Raw genomic sequence first — 14407 nt, 5'->3', positions numbered from 1 at the left:
GAGTGCAGCCAACGCACCTGCAACTTGAAGTATGACGGGTATACACTTAGGGTTTTCATCCCTGCGGAGGCAACATGATTAAACTCTATGGCGTACCCGGCTGGGGCTCGGCGATCGGTGAAGTGATGCTAACCCTGGCCGATATCCCTTATCAATTTATCAACGTGGACGGGTTTGACCAGCCCGGCCCGCAGCGCGAGCTGCTGCAAAAGCTCAACCCGCTGTGTCAGGTGCCCACGCTGGAGCTGGAAAATGGCGCCATCATGACCGAAACGGCGGCGATTGCCCTGATGGTGCTCGACAGATGTCCCGATCTTGCGCCGCCCGTGGGGCAGGCCGAACGCCAGCAGTTTCAGCGCTTGCTGATCTGGTTTGTGGCCAACGTCTATCCCACGTTTACGTATGCGGACTATCCCGAACGCTGGGCGCCGGATGCGCCTGAACAGCTGCAGAAAAACTGCATCGAATACCGGAAGTCCCTCTATTTGTGGTTCGAAACTCAGCTCAAGGCCGCCCCGTTTGCGCTGGGTGAACGGCTGACGCTGCTGGATGTGTATATCGCGGTGGCGCGAACCTGGGGGCCACGCCATGACTGGTTTGCGGCCAATACGCCGAAACTGACGGCCATCGCAGATACCGTATGTCAGCTGCCGGAACTGCACAAGGTGTTAAAGGCCAACGGTATTATCTGATAACGTGGAGCCCTGACTCACAACTGGAAGCCTGCATATGCCACACGTAGATATCAAATGTTTTCCCCGCGATTTGAACGACGAACAAAAAACCGCACTGGCCGAGGATATTGCTGAGGTCATTATTCGCCATTTCAACAGCAAAGACAGCTCGGTGTCCGTTGCGTTGAATCAGGTGAACCAGGAGGACTGGAAAGCGCAGGTCTGGGATACCGAAATAGGACCGAAGCTGGACGAATTAATCAAAAAGCCAGGCTATTCAATGTAAGCGCAATTGCCGGGGGGAACTCTTCTCCCCGGTTTTTCCCCGCCTCGTCTTCCCGCTTTTTCGCAAAAATCGATAAAAATGCGTTTTATCTTATCCGTTACACTTTACGTTTCTGGCTGACAGCCCATCAATCCTTAGGAAAGATCTCAAACAGAATCAGTTAAGGACAGACACGCTAAAGGATAATTTTCTCATGACAAAATTACCCCGTTTTTCACTCGCCTTTCTTCACCCTCGTTACTGGCTAAGCTGGGCTGGCATCGCCGCGCTGTGGCTCATCATGCTGCTCCCTTATCCGCTGCTGTTCCGAATCGGCCACAGTCTTGGACGGCTGGCGATGCGCCTGCTTCCGCGCCGGGTTGAGATTGCCCGCCGCAACCTGGAACTCTGTTTTCCGGAGATGAAAAAGGCGGAGCGAGAGTCACTGCTGCAGCGTAATTTTGAATCGGTAGGAATGGGGGTAATCGAAACCGGGATGGCATGGTTCTGGCCTGCGTGGCGGGTGAAGAAATGCTTTACCGTGACGGGTTATGAGCACATGGAAAAGGCGCGGGCAAAGGGAAATGGCGTGGTGCTCGTTGGCATGCATTTTCTCACCCTTGAGCTGGGCGCGCGGATCTTTGGCATGCTCAACCCCGGCATTGGGGTGTATCGTCCGAATAATAACGCGCTGCTGGACTGGCTTCAGACGCGCGGGCGCCTGCGCTCCAATAAAACCATGCTCGATCGTCATGATTTAAAGGGCATGATCCGCTCGCTGAAGCAGAATGAAATTTTGTGGTACGCCCCGGACCATGACTATGGCAAAACCAATAGCGTCTTTGTGCCGTTCTTTGCGGTTGCGGATGCCGCCACGACCGCTGGAAGCTATATGCTGGTCAAAAGCGCTAAGCCTGCCGTCATTCCCTTTGTGCCGCGCCGCCGGGCGGACGGTACCGGCTACGAACTGATTATTCTGGAGGATATCAGCGAGGCGCTGCAGGGGGGCGATAAAGAATCTGTTGCGACGCAGATGAACAGGGCGATTGAGCAGGCGGTACGGATGGCGCCAGAACAGTATATGTGGCTGCACCGGCGCTTCAAAACGCGTCCTGAAGGTCAGCCTGACCGGTATGCCCGCCGCAAGAGCGTGGCACCACGGGCTGATATCCTGTCCGCTGCCGATCTTTCCGACCGGTCGGGCGTCCAGCACTGAGGCAGCGATTCTGCCCTCACCGTGCAGTGAGGGCAGGATCGAGGCTTACAGCGCAGACCTGCGGTATGGCGCATAGTCCGCCTGCCACCAGGTCTTCTCAATACGCGCCATCAGCGTCTCATCATCTATCGCCGGAGCCACGCCCTGTTCAATCGCGGCCCGGGCGACGGCAACGGCAATCTGGCGTGAAACCGTTTCAATCTGATCTACCGGCGGCAGCAATCCGCCTTTTTCCGTGGTGACCAGCGGAGACTGCGCGGCCAGGCTGCGGCTTGCTGCCATCAGCATCTCTTCCGTCACCCGGCGCGCGTTGCAGGCCAGTACGCCCAGCCCCAGGCCCGGGAAAATATAGGCGTTGTTACACTGGGCGATCTCGTAGTGTTCATTCTCCCAGAATACCGGGGCGAACGGGCTGCCGGTGGCCACCAGCGCGGCACCCTGGGTCCAGGCGATAAGATCCTGCGGCTGGGCTTCCGCCCGCGAGGTCGGGTTCGAGAGCGGCATGATGATCGGGCGCGGACAGTGGCGATGCATCTCTTTGACAATCTCTTCGCTGAACAGCCCCGGCTGGCCCGAAACGCCGATCATCACCGTGGGATGCGCGTTTTTCACCACGTCCAGCAGGGAAATATTTTGCGAGTCTACCTGCCAGCTGCAAACGGCGTCGCGCGCGGTAAGCAGGTTTTTCTGGAAATCGAGCAGGTTGGTCATGTCGTCGGTCAGCAGGCCGAAGCGATCGACCATAAAGATCCGGCTGCGCGCTTCCGGCTCGGTCAGGCCGTCATCCACCATCAGCGCCACAATTTTTTCAGCTATTCCGCATCCGGCAGAGCCGCTGCCCAGGAAGACCACGCGCTGGTCGCGAATGCGCGTGCCCGCGGCATGGGCCGCCGCCATCAGCGTACCGGCGGTGACGGCGGCCGTGCCCTGGATATCATCATTGAAGCAGCACAGCTGGTCGCGGTAGCGCTGGAGCAGCCTGGTGGCGTTTTTCTGCGCAAAGTCTTCAAACTGCAGGAGCACATTGGGCCAGCGCGCTTTAACGGTGCTGACAAACATATCCATAAACTCAGCGTACTGGTCGTCGCTGATGCGCGGGTGGCGCCAGCCCATGTACATCGGGTCGTCGAGGTGCTGCTGATTATTGGTGCCGACATCCAGCATAATCGGCAGGGTAGAAGCCGGATGGATCCCTCCGCAGGCGGTATACAGCGACAGCTTACCAATTGGGATACCCATTCCGCCGATACCCTGATCGCCAAGCCCTAAAATACGTTCCCCGTCCGTCACCACAATCACGCGAACGTCGTTGCGCGAAAAGCTTTGCAGCATCTCATCAATACGATGGCGATTCGGCCATGAAATAAACAGGCCGCGCGCGCGTCGATAAATCGTGGAGAAATGCTCGCAGGCTTCACCGACCGTCGGGGTATAGATAATCGGTAACGTCTCTTTGAGATGCGAACGCAGGAGGTTATAAAAGAGCGTTTCATTGGTGTCCTGAATATTTCGCAGGTAAACATGACGCGAAATATCGCTTTTAAAATGACAAAATTGCACCCAGGCGCGCTCGGTTTGTTCTTCAATGGTTTCAACGTTGTGCGGCAATAACCCGTGCAGATTAAAATTGTCACGCTCTTCTTTAATGAATGCGAGTCCTTTATTTAGCAGCGGATTTTCCAGCAATACGGCCCCGTTATAGGGGGTGTACAGAACTTCTTTCCGGGACATGGTTAACTCCTGAATTTTTTATATAAAGCAGATTAAGAAATAAAATAGATCATAATGCCTTCGGTCACGACCCCGACGGCGGTGCCAATTAATATGGAAGAGGATGCGGTATCAATATAGGTATCGCTGCGTAAGGCAAACATCCCCGCGGCAATCGCGGAAGGCGTTGCGCCAATAATGACGACCTGCTGCAGTAAGGTATGGCTCAGGCCAAAGGCGATCCCCGCGGCGGCCATCATTGCCGGCTGAATAAGGTTTTTAATACTGATGTTGGTAAACGTCTGCACGTTCAGTTTTGGACGTTCACCGTAAAACAACAGGCCGAGGGCAAACAGGGACAGCCCGCCTGAAACCTTTCCAACCATCTCAATAGGCATGCTGAGAATAGAAGGAATTTGCACGCCTGCCAGACTGAGCAATACGCCGGAGACCGGGATCCAGACGATAGGATTGCGCGCCGCCTTGATGAGGTTTTGTACGATCATCGCGCCCGGGTGCAGCGCCTCCAGGCCATCTTGACCGTTTTTATCACCCATACGAATCAGGACGATAGTCAGAGGGATCATGATAACGCTGGTAATAATATTGCCAATCAGCACGCCGATAAATCCTTCCGGCCCAATCAAGACCGCCAGGACCGGTGCGCCAAAGTAGGCCATATCAGGAAAGGCGCAAACCAGAGACTGAATGGCGCTGGTTTTGATATCGTGGCGGAAAACGTAGCGCGAAATAAATAGCGTCAGTAAATACGACCCCATTAAACCGACAACTAAAACGGCCATAAAGGTCAGGTTCTTAATTTTATTCGGGTCGGTATGCAGTGCACCGATAAAAAGATGGAAAGGAAGGGCGAAACGAATCACCACGGTTGCCATGACGTTTGCATCTTCTCGCCGGGAATATCCCAGCTTTCCACTTAGCCATCCAAGTAACATTATAAAGACGAGCGGAAACAGTGACTGTAATAGTAATGAAGGCATAGTATTTCCTGTAGGGTATTTTATGTGTTTTATTGCAGCGCTAATCTAGCGCTTAGAAAGCAGGGCAGGAGTGACAAGGGTCACACTCTCTCTGGTTTTATTAATTTCAAAAAGATTGCATTAGTTGGATAACTAATACTTTCGTCAAATATTGATAAGACGCAAGAAAGCGACAATGGCCGCCATAAATAACTTTAGTTACTTAATACTGAATTAAGTTATTTAAAAGCAAAGAGCCGAACTGTTCACATTTCTCCCGGCAGGCCCGTGCTAATTTCATGTTGAGCCTGTTTTTAGAAAAGGCCATCTAAGTCTTTATTTATATTTAAGAACATTTATTCGTATCAGGAATAGTTTCAGTTATTCCTTTCTCTGTTTATCCGAACACAAATTCAGGTGATTATATGAAAGATAATCCTGTACCGACTTCTGAACTGTCGACCTCGCGTTTTGCCTTTGGGCTCAACAATACCGAGGTGGGCACGGTCCCGTTGATGCTGTTCGTCGGGATTGCCGCGATTGTGGCGACGTCCGCCTGGGCAGGGCTGCTGCCAAAAAATATGATTGGTGGACTCGCGGTCATCATGACCCTCGGCTTCGCGTTTGCCAAAGTAGGGCGTCAAATCCCGGTGCTGAAAGATATCGGCGGCCCGGCGATCCTGTGCCTGATGGTCCCCTCCGTGCTGGTCTATTTTGGCGTATTCGGGAAACATACCCTTGATACCGTGCATCTGCTGATGAAAGAGGCGAATCTGCTCTATTTCGTCATCGCCTGCCTGGTGGTCGGCAGCATTCTGGGGATGAACCGGGTGCTGCTGATCCAGGGGATGATGCGCATGTTTGTTCCGCTGGTGGCCGGAACATGCATGGCCGTGCTGAGCGGCCTCATTGTGGGCTCACTGTTTGGTTATACGCCTTACCACACCTTCTTCTTCATCATTGTGCCCATCATCGGCGGCGGGATTGGCGAGGGGATTTTGCCGCTGTCCCTGGCCTATTCGGCAATACTGGGGCAGACGCCGGACATCTACGTTGCGCAGCTGGCACCCGCTGCAGTCGTCGGGAATATCTTCGCCATTATTTGTGCGGGATCGCTGGCGCGTCTCGGCGCGAAACGTCCTGCGCTTTCGGGAAATGGCATGCTTACGCGGAGTAAAGACGACGCCAGCCTGTTTGCCGGGGCGCAAAGCACACAGCAGACGGATTTTCATCTGATGGGGGGTGGATTGCTGATGGTGTGCGCGTTTTTCATCGTCGGCGGATTGTTTGAAAAACTGGTACACATTCCCGGCCCGGTGCTGATGATCCTGATTGCCGTCCTGTGTAAATACTTCAGGGTTATCCCGGCCTCAATGGAGCAGGGCGCGCACAGTTGCTATAAATTCGTCTCTGCTGCGCTGGTCTGGCCGCTGATGATCGGCCTCGGGATGTTATACGTGCCGCTTGAAAGCGTGGTGTCGGTCTTCTCGGTGGGATACGTGGTGGTATGCGGTTCGGTCGTGATTGCGATGGCGCTGAGCGGCTACTTTATCGCGTCGCGTCTGAATATGTATCCTGTGGAAGCGGCCATTGTGACCTGCTGCCACAGCGGGCTGGGCGGAACGGGGGACGTGGCCATTTTGTCCGCGTCTAACCGGATGTCGCTCATGCCGTTCGCGCAGATCGCCACCCGCATCGGCGGCGCGTCGACGGTGATTTTCGCCACGCTGCTGATGGGCTGGATTATGGCGCACTGATCCGAAACGTCAGGATGCTGAATCGCAACGACATTTTCAGGGTGCCGCTGCGGTTCAGTCCTTTATAAAACTCACCGCGCTGTATAGAATTACCGCACCCACAGCGACGGGATACCACACGATGACCGGAAGAGTTGATTATCAGATTGAAAAATATCTCCTTACCGAAGCCGCCGAGCCGGAGCGCCTGACGCGCCAGTGGGCAGAGGTGATGGAGGAGTGTCGTGAGCAACAGTCCGGTGCAGAGGAGCGGCTGCGCCTCGCGTTGCTTAATGTGGATTACGTCACCAGCTTCGAGCTGCCCTTCAGGCTGCTCCTTACCCGTGCGCCCCAGCTGATAGACGTTGTCAGAAAAGAGCTTCAGCTCAGTCAGAAAAATGTTCTGTTTAACGGCAAGCGCTTTGGCTGCGTCTATAGCCTTAAAAGAGATCTCGACGGAATACCTGACGAATTTACCTATCAGCTGAAAACGCGTATCCAGCGCAGTGACGCGACAGGATGCAATGAACTGCCTTACCGGCAAATTGCCCAGCAGGTTAAAGCCCCGAAGGAACGCCTCAGGCTGGCGCTGGAAAACGGGCTGTCGGTGACGGCACTCGACGGGCTTTTCTGGTTTGGCATTCAGCGCATCGCGGCCGATGTGCAGAGATTACGCAAAACGGGGATGAGGATCGTGACGTCCGACGCCGAGGTGTTTGATACGCTCACCAAAACAACCCGGCGGATCCCTGTTTATAGCCTTGCTCGCCCGGAATGAGTATTCGCCGCTGACCGGTCGACGGCATCAAACATGACGGAAAATTGCGGCCAGTTTTTTTACAGCGTCTTCTATTTCCCTTTCCGTGTAAGCAGCAAATCCCATCAAAAAACCGGTGGACGCGTGGGGACCTGCATATAAATTGGTAAGACCAAGTATATCAACACCCGCGCGTCGGGCGGCGGTGGCTATTTCTTTCTCGGATATGCCGTGCTTCAGGTGACAAGGCATTTGCATTCCCCCCGCAGGCGTTTCACAGGTAACATATTCGGAGAGATATTCGTCCATCATGCTTGCCAGCGTGTCGCGACGAGCAACATAAATACTCCGCATCTTACGAACATAGGCGCCAAAATGGCCTCCCTCCAGAAATTTAGCCAGCGTCAGCTGGGTTATTGAGGCGGTGTGACCATCCATTAACGTCCTCGCCATGGTAAAGGGCTCTGTCAATTCTGAGGGAACGATCATGTAGGCAATACGTAGCCCAGGGAACAGAGACTTGGTGAACGTGCCGATATAAATTGTCCGGTTATACGTATCAAGCCCCTGAAGACTGGCCATAGGCTTACCTTCGTAGTGAAACTCGCTGTCATAGTCATCCTCAATAATCCAGGCTCCGTAACGGTTTGCCCATTTAACAACTGCCAGTCGTCGGTCAAGAGAGAGCGTCACCCCGGTGGGGTACTGATGAGAAGGCGTAAGGTAGATCGCCCTGGCAGGCTCGGTCAGAGAATTAAGCCCGTCAACCGAGATGCCTTTTTCATCAAGAGGAACCGGAATACAGCGAAGCCCTGCAGCGTTGAACGCTTTGTGTGCCCCTTGATAGGAGGGATCTTCAATGACAATGCCATCCCCGGCGTCCATCAGCACGTGGGAACAGAGCGCAAGCGCCTGTTGAGAACTTGTCAGAACGATGACCTGTTCTGCCCTCGCACGCGTTCCGCGCTCAAGGTTGACATATTCCGCAATTGCCCGTCGCAGGCGTTCTATACCCTGGGGTGGACTTTGCTCTAACGCCTGGTGCTGAAACTCCTTCAGTACCTGTCGCTGAAGACGCTCCCAGATCGGAAGGGGAAACATGCGGGTTTCAGGAATGCCGGGCGCAAGGGGGCGAGGTGAAGAAAACTCGCGGATCCCGCCGCTTTCATAAACGGTCTTTCCCCGGACGCTGAGTTTTGCTTTTCGTATCTCAGCGGTTGGCTGATGCTGTCGAGGACGGGGTTTTAAAAAACGCGCGCTGGAAGAGACGAAGCTCCCTCTGCCTGTTTGTCTCTCAATAAAACCTTCGGCATGCAGGCTGGAGTAGGCCGCTTCAATTGTGTCCCGTGAAACGCAGAGAGAAGCCGCCAGCGCGCGTGAAGCAGGAAGGGCCTTACCGTGAGATAGCACTCCTTCCAGTATCAGCGTCCGTATTGCTCTCTGGATCCTTTCATGAAGCGGTAGCGATCCGTTAGCGGGGTCGATAATCCATGTCTTAACCGTTTCTAGCTGCGCGTGCTTAAACATTACGTTGTCCACTTTCCCTCTGTATCTCTTGATTCTAAAGCAATAGTGCACGCAGCAGGATGAAAAATTGGTCTGCCTTGATGGCGAGAATTGGCGGGGCAAAACGTGCCATTCAGCGAATACACTCTTCCTGAAACGAATAAACGGATAAGCAAAGAGGCAATATGAATAATACGAGCGTGATAATTGAGGCAGTTAAAGAACGTGATTTTGAAAGCTGGATGCCGCTATGGGGAAAATATCAGGCGTTTTACAACGTCGATCTGTCCGGGGCAATTACTGAACGAACCTGGCAACGATTTTTCAGCCCCGTTGAGCCGCTATTCTGCGTGGTGGCACGATGTAATGGAGACGTAGTGGGTTTTGCGCATTATCTTTTTCACCGTTCGACATGGGCTGAGAGCGATTACTGCTACCTCGAAGATTTATACGTCTGCGAAGCCGTAAGGGGCAAACACATTGGCAAACAGTTAATAGAATATGTTCAGAGAGAAGCGAGAAAACATCATGCCAGTCACCTTTACTGGCATACGCATGAAGCCAACTATCGCGGGCAACGATTGTACGACTGGATTGCGAAGAAAAGTGGAATGATTGAATATCGTATGCACGTAAGATAAACCCCTCTGCTGAAATTATGCCCCTTACATCTTTACGGGGCATTTTTCAGGGGATAACAGGTATATCCTTATGATTTAGCCTGTAAAAGTATCTCCATCAGCCCTGGAAAACGGGCATCCAGATCCTCTCTTCGCAACGAAATCATGTTCTCCCGCCCCTGCGGGCGCTGCCAGATAACGCCGCTGTCGCGCAGTACGCGCCAGTGGTGGGTCATTGTCGATTTCACCACATCCTCCGGGCGCAGCGCGTTACAGCTGAGTTCGCTGCCATCGGCCAGACGGCGAATTATCGCAAGCCGGAGCGGGTTGCCGAGGGCAAACAGCACATTTTCCAGCAGTATTTGTTCAGTTTCAGGGTGGTTTGGGATCATCGTTTTCCTGCGTTTGGCGTCAGATTGAGCTATATCAACAATAGGTCAACCGTTAAAAAATAGTTCGATAATACTCGTACAATAGGACTATTATAGCAAACGAACGAATGCACGACCATCCTGGTCGTCACAGACAAGTCATAGTGACTAAGGAAATATCATGCCCCGACCCATCCCTCTCGAACGTTATCGCAACATCGGTATCTCCGCGCATATCGATGCCGGTAAAACCACCACCACTGAGCGCATCCTGTTTTACACCGGGATGAGCCACAAGCTGGGTGAAGTACACGATGGCGCGGCAACCACTGACTGGATGGCGCAGGAGCAAGAGCGCGGGATCACGATTACCTCCGCGGCCGTCAGCTGCTTCTGGCCGGGTATGGACAGAGGCTATGAGCCGCACCGGATCAACATCATTGACACCCCGGGGCACGTGGATTTCACCATTGAGGTGGAACGTTCTATGCGCGTGCTCGACGGCGCCGTGATGGTGTATGACTCCGTGGGCGGCGTGCAGCCGCAGTCGGAAACCGTCTGGCGTCAGGCCAATAAATATCACGTTCCGCGTCTGGCCTTCGTCAACAAAATGGACCGTCCGGGTGCCGATTTCTTCCGCGTCGTACGGATGATGCAGGAGCGCCTGAAGGCCAATCCGGTGCCGATTGTCATCCCGGTGGGTGCAGAAGATCATTTCACCGGCGTGGTGGATCTCATCAAGATGCGCACCATTCTGTGGGACGACGCGACGCAGGGCATGGTGTTCACCTATGCGCCCGTGCCGGACGATTTGGTCAGTACCGCCCAGGAATGGCGGGAAAAAATGGTCTCTGCGGCGGCGGAAGCCAGCGACGAGCTGATGGACAAATACCTGGAAACCGGCGACCTGACGGAAGCGGAAATTATCAAAGGGCTGCGTATTCGCACCATCTCGGGTGAAATTCAGCCGATGCTGTGCGGCAGCGCGTTCAAAAATAAAGGCGTGCAGCGCATGCTCGATGCGGTCATTGAGCTCATGCCATCGCCGCTGGACGTGCCTGCCATTGATGGCGTGGATGAAAAAGGGCAGCACGCGGAGCGTCATCCAAGCGATGATGAGCCGTTCTCGGCCCTGGCGTTCAAGCTGATGAGCGACCCGTACGTCGGTCAACTGACCTTTATCCGCGTGTACTCTGGCGTGCTGCGCAAAGGCGACGCGGTGTACAACCCGGTGAAAGGGAAGAAAGAGCGCATCGGGCGTATCGTGCTGATGCATGCCAACGATCGCCACGAGGTGGACGAACTGCGCGCCGGAGACATCGCGGCCTGCGTGGGTCTGAAGGATGTGACCACCGGCGACACGCTCACCGATCCGAACGCCGTGATCACGCTTGAACGCATGGAGTTCCCGGATCCGGTTATCTCGCTGGCGATCGAGCCGAAAACCAAAGGCGATCAGGAGAAAATGGGGATCGCGCTGCAGCGTCTCGCGGCGGAAGATCCGTCTTTCCGCCTGCATACTGACGAAGAGTCCGGCCAGACCATTATCTCCGGGATGGGTGAACTACACCTTGAGATCATCGTCGACCGCATGAAGCGCGAGTTTGGCGTCGAGGCGAACATTGGCCGCCCACAGGTAACCTACCGTGAAACACTGCGTAAAACGGTGAAGGATATCGAAGGCAAATTTGTTCGTCAGTCCGGCGGTAAAGGGCAGTACGGCCATGTGGTGCTGAGCCTGGAGCCGCTGGAGCCCGGGAGTGGCTTTAAATTTGAAGATGCCACCAAGGGCGGCGTGGTGCCGCGCGAGTATATCCCGTCCGTTGAGAAAGGGCTGCGGGAAGCGATGAACAGCGGCGTGCTGGCGGGCTATCCGGTCGTTGATGTCAAAGCGACGCTGACGTTTGGCTCGTATCACGACGTCGACTCGTCTGAGATGGCGTTCCGCATGGCGGCGATCCTCGGCTTCAAAGAGGGCGCCCGCAGGGCGGATCCGGTGATTCTCGAGCCGATCATGCACGTGGAGGTGGAAACGCCGGAAGAGTACGCCGGTAACATTATGGGCGATCTCTCCTCCCGCCGCGGCATGGTGCAGGGGATGGCAGAGCAGTACGGAAGCCAGATTATTCGCGCTGACGTGCCGCTGGCAGAGATGTTTGGTTATGCCACGACATTGCGCTCGATGTCCCAGGGACGCGCGACGTATACGATGGAGTTCCATCATTTTGCGGAAGCCCCGCGGAATGTTGCGGATGAGATTATTTCACGACGTGCGAAGTAGTAAGGTCACCCTCTCCCAATAGGGGGAGGGTTTTCTCAATCCAGCGCCTTCACCATCTTCCCGCTCGCGACAAACGTTCCGGCCCCAAGATGATGCAGGGTATTCAGCTTATCCCCGTCAAACTGCCAGCGTCCGGCGACAAACGCGCGTTCATCGGCTGCCGCTGAAACCACTTCACCAAACAGCGTATCGTATTTTTCTGCCGCTGAGGTGACGGGTAATAACCGACACTCCATCCACGCCAGACATTTTTCTTCTATCACCGGCAGGCCAAGTTCAGGACCGTTCACGACCGGGATCCCGTAGCAGTTAAATTTGTCCTCATCGCGCCCGCTGACGCTACCGACCGCGTATGTCCAGTTGGCGGCCGCCACGCCGGGGATGACGATGCCAAACTTCCCGCTGCGCTCAATCAGCTCGCGTGACCAGGTACTTTTATCCACGACTATCGCGATGCGCGGCGGTTCAAACTCAACGGGCATTGACCATGCGGCGGCCATCACGTTGCGTCTGTCGAGGCTTTCATCCCGACTGGTGATAAGCACAGTAGGGCCGTGGTTCAGCAGACGGCTGGCATGACGTAATTCAACGGGGCGAAAGTGGCTCATAGGATCTCCTCATCTACACCGATGAGTATGACGAAAAAGCACGTAAATCAAAGTGGGTGCGTAAAATTAGTTTATAAACAGAACATCTCAATCAAAGGAAACTGATGCATGTCCCCATTTCTGACCGCCTATTTTGCCCGCATCGGCTGGGCGCAACCGACGCGGGTGGATATCGATACCCTGCGCGCGCTGCATTTACATCACAACTGTGCGATCCCTTTTGAGAATATTGATGTTGTTCTACCGCGCGAAATCCAGCTTGACGATCGGTGTCTGGTCGACAAGCTGGTCACCGCACATCGAGGAGGGTACTGCTTTGAGCAAAACGGCCTGTTCGAGCGCGTATTGCGTGAAGTCGGGTTTACGGTGCGTAGCGTGCTGGGGCGCGTGGTATTAGCGAATCCGCCGCAAATGCCTCCGCGCACGCACCGTCTGCTGCTGGTTGAGCTTAACGGTGAGCGCTGGATTGCCGATGTGGGGTTTGGCGGCCAGACGCTGACGGCGCCGATTCGACTGCTCGCTAATGAAGAACAGGAGACGCCGCACGGGCTGTATCGTCTGCTGAGCGAGGGGAACGACTGGGTGCTGCAGTTCCGTCACCACGAGCACTGGCAGTCGATGTACCAGTTTGACCTGACGACGCAGTATTTCAGCGATTACGTGATGGGGAATTTCTGGTCGGCGCACTGGCCGCAGTCGCATTTCCGTCATCATCTGTTGATGTGTCGCCATCTGCCGGACGGCGGCAAGCTGACGCTAACCAACTTCAACTTTACCCACTGGCAGAACGGTCACGTAGAAGAGCAGATCCATCTGCCGGATGCTGAGGCGCTTTACCAGCTGATGCAGGAACGCTTTGGGCTGGGGGTTGACGATCCGAAGCACGGCTTTACACTGGCGGAGCTGACGGCGGTAATGGCGGGCTTTGATACACATCCTCAGGCCGGGAAATAATACGCAGGCCGGGTAAGGCGTCGCCGCTACCCGGCAACATCACTGCTTAGACGGCGTATTAAACAACTCGAGCGTGATTAATTTATCAAGATGGTTATTAAAGGCGGCTTCGTCCATTTCGGGCATGTTTAAGATATACATTCCGTCAAGACCGCACACCAGACCAATCAAGCGCCAGGCAATATTTTCCGCTCGATCGCCCGGTTTTAATGCCCCGGCCTCCGTTCCCGCTTTGATAAGCGCCACCGTTTCCTGGTGCCACATCTCCATGGTCATCACATACGCGCCCTTGATATCGGCATCGCGGCTGGCGAGGATCTGCGCCTCACGCCACAGGCGAATATAGGGCTCAAACCTCCCGTCATCGCTGCCGAGCATGGCATGAAGCTGTTCCCGCCAGCCGGCCTGTCTACCCGCGACATCCGCATCCAGCAGCTCGCGAATTAGCCGTACGAAGGCCAGCGATTTTAGCTCGCCGCCGGACGTAAAATGATGATGCACCTGGCCGGTGGCGACTCCGGCCTCGGCAGCAATACGGCGTACCGTCATTGCCGCCAGTCCTTCAGCCAGCGCCACGCGCATGGCGGCCTGTAAGATGGCTTCCCGCCGTTCATCCTTGCTCAGATATCGCATGTTTACTCACTCTCAATGGGAATGAAACGAGTGTAACAAAAAGCTGGACATGCGTTCAACTTTACGTAGGATCGCATCCTGGACATGTGTCCATGT

At 54.7% G+C, this 14407-nt stretch carries 14 protein-coding genes; 8 read left to right on the top strand and 6 right to left on the bottom strand.

The window, feature by feature from the left end; translation table 11 throughout:
* Positions 1 to 74 precede the first annotated feature (74 nt).
* The 3 genes from LBF07_RS00635 to LBF07_RS00625 all read left to right on the top strand — a co-directional run bounded on the left by LBF07_RS00635 (position 75) and on the right by LBF07_RS00625 (position 2155).
* Positions 75 to 692, top strand: a complete 618-nt coding sequence (locus tag LBF07_RS00635; protein WP_039262854.1) for a glutathione S-transferase family protein — start codon at positions 75 to 77, stop codon at positions 690 to 692.
* Between the two features lie 37 nt (positions 693 to 729).
* Entirely contained in the window at positions 730 to 960 is a 231-nt protein-coding gene (pptA, locus tag LBF07_RS00630) for a tautomerase PptA (RefSeq protein WP_023335848.1), read from the top strand.
* Between the two features lie 193 nt (positions 961 to 1153).
* Entirely contained in the window at positions 1154 to 2155 is a 1002-nt protein-coding gene (locus LBF07_RS00625) for a Kdo(2)-lipid IV(A) acyltransferase (RefSeq protein ID WP_039262853.1), read from the top strand.
* Between the two features lie 45 nt (positions 2156 to 2200).
* On the opposite strand, the gene LBF07_RS00620 is transcribed toward LBF07_RS00625, so the two are convergent.
* Entirely contained in the window at positions 2201 to 3886 is a 1686-nt protein-coding gene (locus LBF07_RS00620) for an NAD-dependent malic enzyme (protein WP_094934992.1), read from the bottom strand.
* Positions 3887 to 3918: 32 nt separating this feature from the next.
* Positions 3919 to 4866: an AEC family transporter gene (locus tag LBF07_RS00615; RefSeq protein ID WP_023311961.1), complete on the bottom strand. Its 948-nt coding sequence runs from the start codon at positions 4864 to 4866 to the stop codon at positions 3919 to 3921.
* A 404-nt stretch (positions 4867 to 5270) separates the two neighbouring features.
* On the opposite strand from LBF07_RS00615, the gene LBF07_RS00610 reads away from it, so the two are divergent.
* Both LBF07_RS00610 and LBF07_RS00605 read left to right on the top strand, forming a co-directional pair.
* Positions 5271 to 6602 (top strand): 2-hydroxycarboxylate transporter family protein, encoded by a 1332-nt coding sequence (locus LBF07_RS00610; protein ID WP_094934993.1) that lies wholly within the window; start codon positions 5271 to 5273, stop codon positions 6600 to 6602.
* A 121-nt stretch (positions 6603 to 6723) separates the two neighbouring features.
* A complete protein-coding gene (locus tag LBF07_RS00605) occupies positions 6724 to 7359 on the top strand; it encodes a helix-turn-helix domain-containing protein (protein ID WP_058840986.1) in 636 nt (211 codons plus the stop codon).
* A 27-nt stretch (positions 7360 to 7386) separates the two neighbouring features.
* On the opposite strand, the gene LBF07_RS00600 is transcribed toward LBF07_RS00605, so the two are convergent.
* Complete coding sequence (locus tag LBF07_RS00600; RefSeq protein ID WP_094934994.1) at positions 7387 to 8865, bottom strand: PLP-dependent aminotransferase family protein; 1479 nt, start codon at positions 8863 to 8865, stop codon at positions 7387 to 7389.
* Positions 8866 to 9029: 164 nt separating this feature from the next.
* Between LBF07_RS00600 and LBF07_RS00595 the strand changes: the two genes are divergently transcribed.
* Complete coding sequence (locus LBF07_RS00595) at positions 9030 to 9485, top strand: GNAT family N-acetyltransferase (RefSeq protein WP_087822649.1); 456 nt, start codon at positions 9030 to 9032, stop codon at positions 9483 to 9485.
* Positions 9486 to 9553: 68 nt separating this feature from the next.
* Here the strand turns inward: LBF07_RS00595 and LBF07_RS00590 are convergent, their stop codons facing one another.
* The gene (locus tag LBF07_RS00590) at positions 9554 to 9856 is read right to left on the bottom strand and encodes a helix-turn-helix transcriptional regulator (RefSeq protein ID WP_033145659.1); all 303 of its coding nucleotides are present in this window, start codon (positions 9854 to 9856) and stop codon (positions 9554 to 9556) included.
* 160 nt (positions 9857 to 10016) lie between these two features.
* On the opposite strand from LBF07_RS00590, the gene fusA reads away from it, so the two are divergent.
* A complete protein-coding gene (gene fusA, locus LBF07_RS00585; protein WP_039262847.1) occupies positions 10017 to 12116 on the top strand; it encodes an elongation factor G in 2100 nt (699 codons plus the stop codon).
* Positions 12117 to 12151: 35 nt separating this feature from the next.
* On the opposite strand, the gene LBF07_RS00580 is transcribed toward fusA, so the two are convergent.
* A complete protein-coding gene (locus LBF07_RS00580; protein WP_032656883.1) occupies positions 12152 to 12724 on the bottom strand; it encodes a flavin reductase family protein in 573 nt (190 codons plus the stop codon).
* A 108-nt stretch (positions 12725 to 12832) separates the two neighbouring features.
* On the opposite strand from LBF07_RS00580, the gene nhoA reads away from it, so the two are divergent.
* Positions 12833 to 13678 (top strand): N-hydroxyarylamine O-acetyltransferase, encoded by an 846-nt coding sequence (gene nhoA, locus LBF07_RS00575; protein ID WP_094934995.1) that lies wholly within the window; start codon positions 12833 to 12835, stop codon positions 13676 to 13678.
* Between the two features lie 39 nt (positions 13679 to 13717).
* Here the strand turns inward: nhoA and LBF07_RS00570 are convergent, their stop codons facing one another.
* Positions 13718 to 14311, bottom strand: coding sequence for a TetR family transcriptional regulator (locus LBF07_RS00570; protein ID WP_069302880.1), 594 nt, complete (start codon positions 14309 to 14311; stop codon positions 13718 to 13720).
* Positions 14312 to 14407: the final 96 nt, after the last annotated feature.

Source organism: Enterobacter cloacae complex sp. ECL352 (assembly GCF_020149545.1).
Taxonomy (GTDB): Bacteria; Pseudomonadota; Gammaproteobacteria; order Enterobacterales; family Enterobacteriaceae; genus Enterobacter; species Enterobacter asburiae_B.
The sequence above is the reverse complement of the archived record's forward strand: the minus strand, read 5'-3'. Positions and strand labels throughout refer to the sequence as shown.

Coding starts and splice junctions, on each gene's coding strand:
- LBF07_RS00590 (WP_033145659.1), bottom strand. CDS start 9,856: ATGATCCCAAACCACCCTGAAACTGAACAAATACTGCTGGAAAATGTG.
- LBF07_RS00595 (WP_087822649.1), top strand. CDS start 9,030: ATGAATAATACGAGCGTGATAATTGAGGCAGTTAAAGAACGTGATTTT.
- nhoA (WP_094934995.1), top strand. CDS start 12,833: ATGTCCCCATTTCTGACCGCCTATTTTGCCCGCATCGGCTGGGCGCAA.
- LBF07_RS00615 (WP_023311961.1), bottom strand. CDS start 4,866: ATGCCTTCATTACTATTACAGTCACTGTTTCCGCTCGTCTTTATAATG.
- LBF07_RS00580 (WP_032656883.1), bottom strand. CDS start 12,724: ATGAGCCACTTTCGCCCCGTTGAATTACGTCATGCCAGCCGTCTGCTG.
- LBF07_RS00625 (WP_039262853.1), top strand. CDS start 1,154: ATGACAAAATTACCCCGTTTTTCACTCGCCTTTCTTCACCCTCGTTAC.
- LBF07_RS00620 (WP_094934992.1), bottom strand. CDS start 3,886: ATGTCCCGGAAAGAAGTTCTGTACACCCCCTATAACGGGGCCGTATTG.
- LBF07_RS00610 (WP_094934993.1), top strand. CDS start 5,271: ATGAAAGATAATCCTGTACCGACTTCTGAACTGTCGACCTCGCGTTTT.
- LBF07_RS00635 (WP_039262854.1), top strand. CDS start 75: ATGATTAAACTCTATGGCGTACCCGGCTGGGGCTCGGCGATCGGTGAA.
- LBF07_RS00605 (WP_058840986.1), top strand. CDS start 6,724: ATGACCGGAAGAGTTGATTATCAGATTGAAAAATATCTCCTTACCGAA.
- LBF07_RS00570 (WP_069302880.1), bottom strand. CDS start 14,311: ATGCGATATCTGAGCAAGGATGAACGGCGGGAAGCCATCTTACAGGCC.
- pptA (WP_023335848.1), top strand. CDS start 730: ATGCCACACGTAGATATCAAATGTTTTCCCCGCGATTTGAACGACGAA.
- LBF07_RS00600 (WP_094934994.1), bottom strand. CDS start 8,865: ATGTTTAAGCACGCGCAGCTAGAAACGGTTAAGACATGGATTATCGAC.
- fusA (WP_039262847.1), top strand. CDS start 10,017: ATGCCCCGACCCATCCCTCTCGAACGTTATCGCAACATCGGTATCTCC.